Origin of the sequence: Defluviitoga sp. (genome assembly GCF_035349255.1) — a bacterium.
Taxonomy (GTDB): Bacteria; Thermotogota; Thermotogae; order Petrotogales; family Petrotogaceae; genus Defluviitoga.
In genome coordinates this window covers 1-8,356 of record NZ_DAOPSE010000043.1, presented here as the reverse complement: position 1 = coordinate 8,356, position 8,356 = coordinate 1, and the positions used below count along the sequence as shown (strand labels likewise).

General features: G+C 31.3%; 8 protein-coding genes and 1 pseudogene. 4 read left to right on the top strand and 5 right to left on the bottom strand.

Features of this window, described 5'->3' with window-relative positions:
* The 3 genes from PKN74_RS07400 to PKN74_RS07390 all read right to left on the bottom strand — a co-directional run.
* Positions 1-990: (R)-mandelonitrile lyase (locus PKN74_RS07400; RefSeq protein WP_472310109.1), on the bottom strand; the 990-nt coding region annotated here is incomplete at its 3' end.
* A 138-nt stretch (positions 991-1,128) separates the two neighbouring features.
* A complete protein-coding gene (nusA, locus tag PKN74_RS07395; protein WP_472310107.1) occupies positions 1,129-2,154 on the bottom strand; it encodes a transcription termination factor NusA in 1,026 nt (341 codons plus the stop codon).
* Positions 2,155-2,181: 27 nt separating this feature from the next.
* Positions 2,182-2,655, bottom strand: a complete 474-nt coding sequence (locus PKN74_RS07390; protein ID WP_472310105.1) for a ribosome maturation factor RimP — start codon at positions 2,653-2,655, stop codon at positions 2,182-2,184.
* A 553-nt stretch (positions 2,656-3,208) separates the two neighbouring features.
* Here PKN74_RS07390 and PKN74_RS07385 point away from each other — a divergent pair.
* The 4 genes from PKN74_RS07385 (at position 3,209) to PKN74_RS07370 (ending at position 6,252) form a co-directional block, all read left to right on the top strand.
* Positions 3,209-3,943: a TIGR00266 family protein gene (locus tag PKN74_RS07385; protein ID WP_472310103.1), complete on the top strand. Its 735-nt coding sequence runs from the start codon at positions 3,209-3,211 to the stop codon at positions 3,941-3,943.
* Positions 3,944-3,993: 50 nt separating this feature from the next.
* Positions 3,994-4,650 (top strand): class I SAM-dependent methyltransferase, encoded by a 657-nt coding sequence (locus PKN74_RS07380; RefSeq protein WP_472310101.1) that lies wholly within the window; start codon positions 3,994-3,996, stop codon positions 4,648-4,650.
* Between the two features lie 320 nt (positions 4,651-4,970).
* Positions 4,971-5,345, top strand: a complete 375-nt coding sequence (locus tag PKN74_RS07375) for a hypothetical protein (protein WP_472310099.1) — start codon at positions 4,971-4,973, stop codon at positions 5,343-5,345.
* 34 nt (positions 5,346-5,379) lie between these two features.
* A complete protein-coding gene (locus PKN74_RS07370) occupies positions 5,380-6,252 on the top strand; it encodes a KaiC domain-containing protein (protein ID WP_472310097.1) in 873 nt (290 codons plus the stop codon).
* Between the two features lie 134 nt (positions 6,253-6,386).
* Here the strand turns inward: PKN74_RS07370 and PKN74_RS07365 are convergent, their stop codons facing one another.
* Together PKN74_RS07365 and PKN74_RS07360 are read right to left on the bottom strand one after the other, a co-directional pair.
* A complete protein-coding gene (locus PKN74_RS07365) occupies positions 6,387-8,069 on the bottom strand; it encodes an FAD-binding protein (RefSeq protein ID WP_472310095.1) in 1,683 nt (560 codons plus the stop codon).
* Between the two features lie 87 nt (positions 8,070-8,156).
* Positions 8,157-8,356: pseudogene (locus PKN74_RS07360) on the bottom strand (dihydrodipicolinate synthase family protein); the annotation flags it as partial.

Genomic DNA, 8,356 nt, shown 5'->3' with positions numbered 1-8,356 from the left:
AACAGATATTATACCCATTAACTGATCTTCAGTTAGTCCAGCATTTAAACCCATTGAATAATGAGACATTAGTTGTGAATCTACCCCATCCATACTGGCTAGTGCTGCTATGGTAACCATTTCTCTACTTAGATAATCAAGAACACCACGTCCAAATATGTCGCCAAACAAATGTCCTTTCAGGAATTTGTCTATTGCAGGTGCAAATTCATATAATTTTCCTGAGACAGGTGATCCAACTAATTTCGTTTGAATTTCTGTTCCCAGTTCTATGCTACTTTTATCAGTGGGTAAAGCTTTTGCTTCTTCCCCAAGTTCATCATCGATTCCCTTTGATTTTCTTTCTTCAATAACTTCTATAAATGCGATAAGTCCATTTAAACTGCGCGGAAATCCGGTGTATGCGTATAATTGTATAAGAATTTCTTTGATTTCGTTTATTGTTAGTCTAGCATCTAGTCCGTTATTCAATGCAATTCTTAGTTTAGGCAAATAACCAATTGCAGTGAAAGCTGAGATAGTAACCATATTTTCTTGTTTGAGCGTTAAAGCTTGCTTTTTATTCTTTTTGTTGTATTGTTCATCGCTCACTTTTTCCATCCATTCTGCTGCTTGAGATTCATAAACACCTGAAAGTGCTATATGTGACATTGAACTTGTAGGTGTTGCACCATGCCAATGTTTAACACCAGCAGGAAACCAAACAACATCACCTTCTCTAACCTCTTCGATTGGCTCACCCCATTGTTGTACCCACCCAACTCCTTTAGTTATAATCAATCTCTGCCCGATAGGATGGGTATGCCAAGCCGTTCTGGCTCCAGGCTGAAATTTGACTAAACTTCCACTATAAGGGAATAGATTATTCTCTGGAAAAAGATTTTCAACAATAACATCTCTAGTAAACCATTTCTCAGGACCCTTAAATGGTTCTTGTGAACCATTTCGAATTATTGTTATGAAATTATCTTGTTCTTCGCATCTCTTCATGATTTTTCATCCCCTTTAAATAAATTTTTCAGACCTATTAATTCAATCATACACCATGGAGTTAACTCCATGTCAAGCATAAAAAATTGCCGTGTGTTTTTAATAACGCACGGCAATTTTTTAGCTATAGATTTAGTTTTAATTTAATGGATGAATATCTATCCTCCAGCCAGTAATTTTTGCGGCAAGCCTGGCCGTTTGGCCGCCTTTTCCTACAGCCAATGAAAATTGATTTTCTGGGACATACACATAGGCTGTTCTTTCTTCTTCATTTAAGATAATATTTTCAACTTCGGCTGGAGCTAAAGAATTTTTGATGAAAATTTTTGGATCATCAGAATATTCAATTATATCGACCTTCTCATTTTTAAGTTCTTTTAAAAGCTCATTGATTCTAAACCCTTTTTCTCCTATACATGCTCCAACAGCATCGACGTTTGGAAGTGTGCTTTCTACAGCAACTTTAGTCCTTATACCAGGTTCTCTGCAGATTTTAACGATTTTAACAATTCCTTCATCAATCTCTGGTACGATACTTGCCAAAAGCTCGCAAACAAATTCGGGTGCTGTTCGCGATACCATTATTCTCGGACCTTTAGATGTATTTTGAATATCTTTTATGTATACCTTTATCAAATCACCCTTATTAAATGTTTCTCCTGGAATCATTTCTTTCTCAGGCAGTTTTGTTTCGAGCTTTCCAATTCTGATATCTATATAACTGCCTGTGACTCTTATGACTTCTGCTGTAGATATCTTATTTTTTAAAGGTAAATATCTTTCAAATAATTTTTGCTTCTCAACTTCTTTTAAATTCTGCAAAATAACTTGTTTAGCTGTCTGTGCTGCAATTCTATTAAAATCTTTTTTTAGATTTACCTTCTTTTTTATTACTCCCCCAATCTCAATTTTAGGGTCTATCTTTTTTGCTTCTTCTAAAGAAATTTCTTCTTTTGGATTTTCAACAACTTCTACTACATTCCATACTTGATAAACGTTTAACCTTGTAAGATTTTTATCAATGTCTATTTCAACATTTTTGGACCCGTAATTTTTTTTGTATGCGCTTTTGATAGATTTGGTGATAATATCAATTAGATAATCGCGGCTAATACCTTTTTCTTTTTCTAAAGAATCTATAGCCTCTAACAAATTCAAATTCATCTTTTTCCACCTCCTCGAAGCTTTAATTTAAAAATCTATTTCTAAATTAGCTTTTTCAATGTTGTTTAAGGGGATTTCTATAATTTTATGCGATTCCTTTTCATTTACTTTCAATATTTCTCCCACTACGTCATCGATATATCCAATTATTGTTATTGCTTTGGCTTCATTTCCTTTTAAAATAAATTTAGCTAATTTACCTTTAAACCTTATATAATCGTTTCTGCCTCTCAATTTTCTATCCAATCCTGGAGAACTAACAACTAGGTAATAACTACTATCAAAAATGTTTATTTCATCTAGCCATGGTTCTATGGTCCTTGAAAATCTTTCACAATCACCTATTGACACATAATCACTTGGATTATCAATAATTATTTCGACAGTTTTATTTTTTCGACTCCCTCTTATAGATATGTCAAAAATTTCAAGTCCCATTTTTTCAGCAATTTCGCTTGATTTTTCCCAAATTAACTGTCTTAACTCTTCGTTGGAAAGCATGTTATACCCTCCTTGCCTACCTTACTATTGTAGCTATATTTATAAAAAATCTCGAGGGCGAAGCCCTCGGAATTTAATTCCCTGTTTAATTTGCTTGAACTATCCTCATTATTATTATAACACAAATTATAAAAAAATCAATAAGAAAAAATTAAGAATAAACTCATAATTGTATATTTTATTTCTAATGTTTTAATTGTTTATTTGGAATTAAATTCATATAAAAAATTTGTTCTCTCATTGAATTTATGGTGTTAAAATTTTTTAAATTTTCCTTTGGACCCCATCCTTATGATTCGTTATCTAATCTATAGCAATATCTTCAATTGTCTCAATCTTCTGGTCCTTTATATTTTCTCCTGCTGATAAATTATATAATATTTAAATCAAGAATAAATCAATATATTTTTTATAGAATTTGTATATTTTATTTTTTTAATATATAATATAAGACAAAAATTAAACAATTAGAAAATGTTTTTTGAAAAATAATTTTTTTAAAATTACAATATGTTAAACTTATCAATCATATTGACAAAGGGAGGTAAAGAAAATGGCAGATATTATCGATTATAAAATATATGGAGACGATATGCAATTAGTTGAAATAGAATTAGATCCTAAAGAAGGAGTTAGAACAGAAGCCGGGGCTTTAATGTATATGGATAATGATATTGAAATGCAAACCAAAGCCGAAGGAGGAATATTCAAAGGTTTTAAAAGAACAATGGTTGGTGAAAGTTTTTTTATAACAAATTTTGTTAATTCAGGTTCAGGAAAAGCCAGAGTAGCTTTTTCAGCTCCATATCCTGGAAAAATTATACCTGTTAATTTATTCGAATTTAACGGTAAATTTATTTGTCAAAAAAACAGTTATCTCTGTTCAGCAAATGGCATCGAAATAGAAATTCAATTGGTAAAAAAAATTGGGACAGGTCTATTTGGCGGAGAGGGATTCATTCTCCAAAGGCTAGAAGGTTACGGCATGGCGTTTATTCATGCTGGAGGTACTATTATAGAAAAATTTTTGGAACCAGGAGAAACATTGAGGGTAGATACAGGATGTATAGTTGGATTTCCTCCAACCGTTGATTATGACATAAAATTTATAGGTGGTTTTAAAAACGCACTTTTTGGTGGTGAAGGGATTTTCTTAACTCAACTCACGGGTCCAGGAAAGGTGTACCTTCAAAGTCTTCCTTTTTCGAGACTTGCCGATAGAGTAATTCAAGCAGCTAGATTTACAAACAAAGATGAAACTAAACGATTTTCAGGGGGCTTTTTTTGAGATTTATTTACCTATGACTGTTAATTTTAAGAAATAGAGGCGATAAAAATATGGAGAATGTGAATTCTATTTCCGGTGTGTGGGATTGGAGTAATGTAAATGATGACCGTTGGTTAAAGCCGGAATCAGTTGTATATCCTCTTTCCATTCGCTGGAAAAAAGAAAGCAAAAACAATATTTTAGATCTTGGTTGTGGCCTTGGTAGAAACTCGTTATACTTTTATGAACAAGGTTTTAAAGTTACTACAGTTGATGGTTCACCAAGCGCAATTGAGAAATTTGAAGCCATTTGTAAACAAAAAGATTACAAAATAGACGTAAGACTATGTGATATGCACTCTTTACCTTTTGAAAATTCTACTTTTGACGCAGTCTTTTCATTTCATGTTATATATCACACAGATTCCAAGGGTATTAAAAAGGTTATCTCAGAAATTGAGCGCGTCCTCAAATCAGATGGAGAATTATTTGTAACCCTCAATTCTAAAAATAACACTTCTTACTTAAAAAATATAAATCACAAAATTGATGAAAATACGATCATTAAACAAGAAGGAATTGAAAAGGGGCTTCCTCATTATTACGTTGATGAACAAGAGGTAAAAGAACTTCTACGTAATTTTGATATTCAAAGATTGCTTTATGTAGAAGATATTAGAAAAGATGGTTCGCGAAGTAGTCATTATTATGTACTAGCAAGAAAATAAGGAGCATAATTTTATTGTTCCAATTCACTTTAATTATTATAATAGTTTTTGTTGTCGTACTATGAAATAATTATTTATTAAAACAATGTTACTATTTGCTGATAAAAAATTTCAAATGTTAACTGAATTTAAAAAACAAAATAAAAATTTAATATAGATTATACAGTATTGACTTTTAGTGGTAAAATATTAGTGAAAAAAATTATTAAGTTTCATTCCCATAATCTTGTACACTTTCTAAATATAAAACAATAAAAAATGAATGGTTAGGCATTTCAAAATTATCAAGTCAATAACGATCTTGAAGGGAGGGTGATAGGATGGTAAAGGAAGAAGAAATCATCAATGTTAATCCTGAAGAAAAGGTTCAAAAAATATTTTTAAAAGCGATTGAATTAGTTGGTGGGCTGAAACAATTATGTGAATATAGATCTTTGACTTGGTTGCCAGCATTAGCAAGAGCGGCATTTGCCGTAGTCTTGAAAGAAGAATATAATAAAACTGATGAGGAAATTGCCAAAGAACTTGGTATCACTAAGCAATCAGTGAGGAATATATTACAAGCTGATCCAGAATATGCCAAAGAAAGGATAAAAAAATTAAAAGATTTTATGGAAGAAGAAGGAAGAGATTTGAAAGGTCATACTGCAGGAGCCATAGTTAAACTTGCTTACAGTATGCTAGAGAAAAAATGAGTAGACCTCCAAATTTAGGATAAGGGGTGAGACAATGGACGAACTTGATTTTGAAAAACCTAAAGTAGTATTAGAAGGAATAAGTCAAATTTCACAAGCAATAAAAGAAGCCCCAAAAATTGAGGGTCTGGCAAGTGGAGTAGAAGGATTAGATGATCTCTTTTTTACCACAGAGATAGTTAATAAAAAGGTGGTTAAGAAATCCTTAGGAGGTATACCTTCTTTTAGTGTATTTAATGTAACTGGGTCATCTGATACAGGGAAAACATTGTTAGCTGAGCAATTTGCTGTTAAACAAGCTGAAAGTGGAAGGAGCGTTGTGTTTGTAACAGCTGAAACACCGGCTGCTTTTGTAGCAGTTTCTCTTAATGAAAGAGCTAAAGCTATGGGAATTGAATTTTCAAAGATAGAGGATCAAATTATTCTAATTGATGCTGCTTCATATAGTTCATTGCGCGAAAATATTCCAAATCTTCTAGCAACATTAGAACATGTAATAAAAAAATACAATGTAAGTATCACAATAATTGATTCAATAACTGGTTTTTATGAAAATAAAGAGATGTTAGCGAGAACAGTGGTAAGAAAGATTTATAATTTTTTGAAGAAACAAGGTCAAACAGCGTTATTAGTTTCACAAAAAAGGTCGGGTCACGAAGATTTAACTGCTGAGGCTGCAGGAGGATATGCAGTAGGGCACATTGTTGACGGAACCATGGTTTTAGCAAAAGAATTAATAATGTCACAATATACAGCAAAAATATATGGAAAACCTATTGGAGAGATAGTTCGACTTTTTAGAATAGATGGTTGCAGACTTTGTGCTCACGATACTAGAACCCATTTTCTTGAAATCACTGATACAGGAATTTTGAAGATAGGGAACCCATTAACAGCAAATGAATAAAGGGAGGATTATTATCCTCCCTTTTTAATTTATTAATGTAATTTCTTTAACTTTTTTACAAATACTAAAGATCACCAAATATTTTTCCAAGAAATTGTCTTGATGGAAGTAATTAATTTCCGAAAAAAGTAAATTTATATCTTATTATTAAGACTTTCCATATTATATTTGACAACTCCATTTTCGTTTTGTGAAACAATTATAAATTTATTGAATTCATCTCTTTGATTTGGATAGTCCTCTCTATAATGAGATCCTCTGCTTTCCTCCCTTAATAACATAGTGGTAAGTAAAATTAAAGATAAATCTATATAGTTTTTTGCTTTAATAATATTAATAAAATTTATTTCATTGAAAGAGTCGATCTCTCTATCAAAATCTTTCTCTAGTTCCTTTACTTGTTTAATAGCATAATTTAACTGTTTAGCATTTCTAACAACGTTTCCATTTTCCCACATTAGTTCCTTTATTTTTCTTAATACAAGATTTGGCTCGAATTTAGGGATTTTTATACTTTTTATGTACGAAAATATTTCATGTTTAATAATACTTTCATTAATATGACTTCTTTTATTTTTAGCAAATAGAGCAGCATTTTGTCCTGCCATTTTTCCAAAAACGAGAGCATTTGCTGTAGATAAACCCCCAATTCTATCTGCTCCATGCATTCCTCCGGTCACTTCACCAGCAGCATATATTCCTTTTACTGTTGTCTCTGCATTTTTATTTATTCTAATTCCACCGTTAGCTGCATGGGCAAAAGTAGTTATTATAATTTCTTCGTTATATCTTATTCCTCTGCTTTGATTAAGCCACTCAAAATATTCCTTAATCAAAAATCCTTCACTATTTGAAATTGAAATGTCATATTTTACCTTAGCACCTTGAAGTTCTGGGTTTCTAAGACTTTCTTTGAACAATGCTATATCTACGTATTTTGAATTCATTCTGCTACTAAAAGGTCCATGTGTTGATCTTTCAGCCATAATTTCTTTTTTATTAATACCTTCCGGAAAATATTTTTCAAGAATACAGTTTCCATAAGCGTCTTCTAAAGTAGCGTATTTAAAGGCTGTTTCTGCAAATATAGTTTTATATTTAGGTTTTAAATAGCCAGGTATAAACTGAAGAAACTCTAAATTCACCAATTCACATCCTGCTGATAATGCTAAAATAAGGCCTTCACCGTTAATATCTTCAGTATTAAGGTTATGTTTGTATAATCCGCCGAAACCACCTGTAGCTATCACAACTGAAGATGCATTGAAAAAAATAAATTGATTATTTTCATTAATACCAAGAGCACCTGTAAATACTTCTTTATTTGTAAATAATTTTACAATTTTTTGATGTTCTAATATATTTATATTTAGTTCTTTCATTTTTTCAAAAAATATTTGCTTTGAGTGTTCAAAAGTAAAGCCAAACCATTTTCTATGTTTATTATCAAAACATGGTATTAACGTTTCATCTCCCATGATATTTTGAGGCGTCTTAAAATTGATTCCTAAATCTTCTAATTCTCTAATTCTTGTTTCTATGTTGTCTACTATAATGTAGCTTAATTCTTTATAAACTAAACCACAACCAACCCTGTAAATATTTTCCACAAAATCTTTTTTATCTAACTCATCAAAAGGGGCGACAATTCCTAAACCCCAAGTATAAGGGCTGAAGCTTGACCCGGAGAATAGTTTATCTGCCACAACCATTGTTACTTGCACTCCAACTGAAGCTGCTTCCATAGCTGCTGAGATACCCGCCAATCCTCCACCTATTATCAAGACATCTGTGTCATATTTGTTAATATTAATCAATAAAAACACCCCGCTATTTTTCTAAGAAAACTTGAGAAACTCTGTTATCTTAATATAAGAAGCATAATTAAAAAAGTTTAGACACAATTACAACAAGTCTAAAAATTTTACGTCTTGAATATGATATCTTTCTTTCAAATCTAAAAAACCTCTTTTAATTATTTTTTCTTCTTCATCATTATAGCTTTTAAACGGTCTTCTTGAATATCCTGCTGGTATTCCCATCCATTTTAAACCTAAACGTATCACAGAAAAATAATCGTAATGTAATGAATATTCAATTATTC

Excerpts from the sequence above, each read along its gene's own strand:
- nusA (WP_472310107.1), bottom strand. The coding sequence starts at position 2,154 with ATGAATTTGAATTTGTTAGAGGCTATAGATTCTTTAGAAAAAGAAAAA.
- PKN74_RS07390 (WP_472310105.1), bottom strand. The coding sequence starts at position 2,655 with ATGCTTTCCAACGAAGAGTTAAGACAGTTAATTTGGGAAAAATCAAGC.
- PKN74_RS07385 (WP_472310103.1), top strand. The coding sequence starts at position 3,209 with ATGGCAGATATTATCGATTATAAAATATATGGAGACGATATGCAATTA.
- PKN74_RS07380 (WP_472310101.1), top strand. The coding sequence starts at position 3,994 with ATGGAGAATGTGAATTCTATTTCCGGTGTGTGGGATTGGAGTAATGTA.
- PKN74_RS07375 (WP_472310099.1), top strand. The coding sequence starts at position 4,971 with ATGGTAAAGGAAGAAGAAATCATCAATGTTAATCCTGAAGAAAAGGTT.
- PKN74_RS07370 (WP_472310097.1), top strand. The coding sequence starts at position 5,380 with ATGGACGAACTTGATTTTGAAAAACCTAAAGTAGTATTAGAAGGAATA.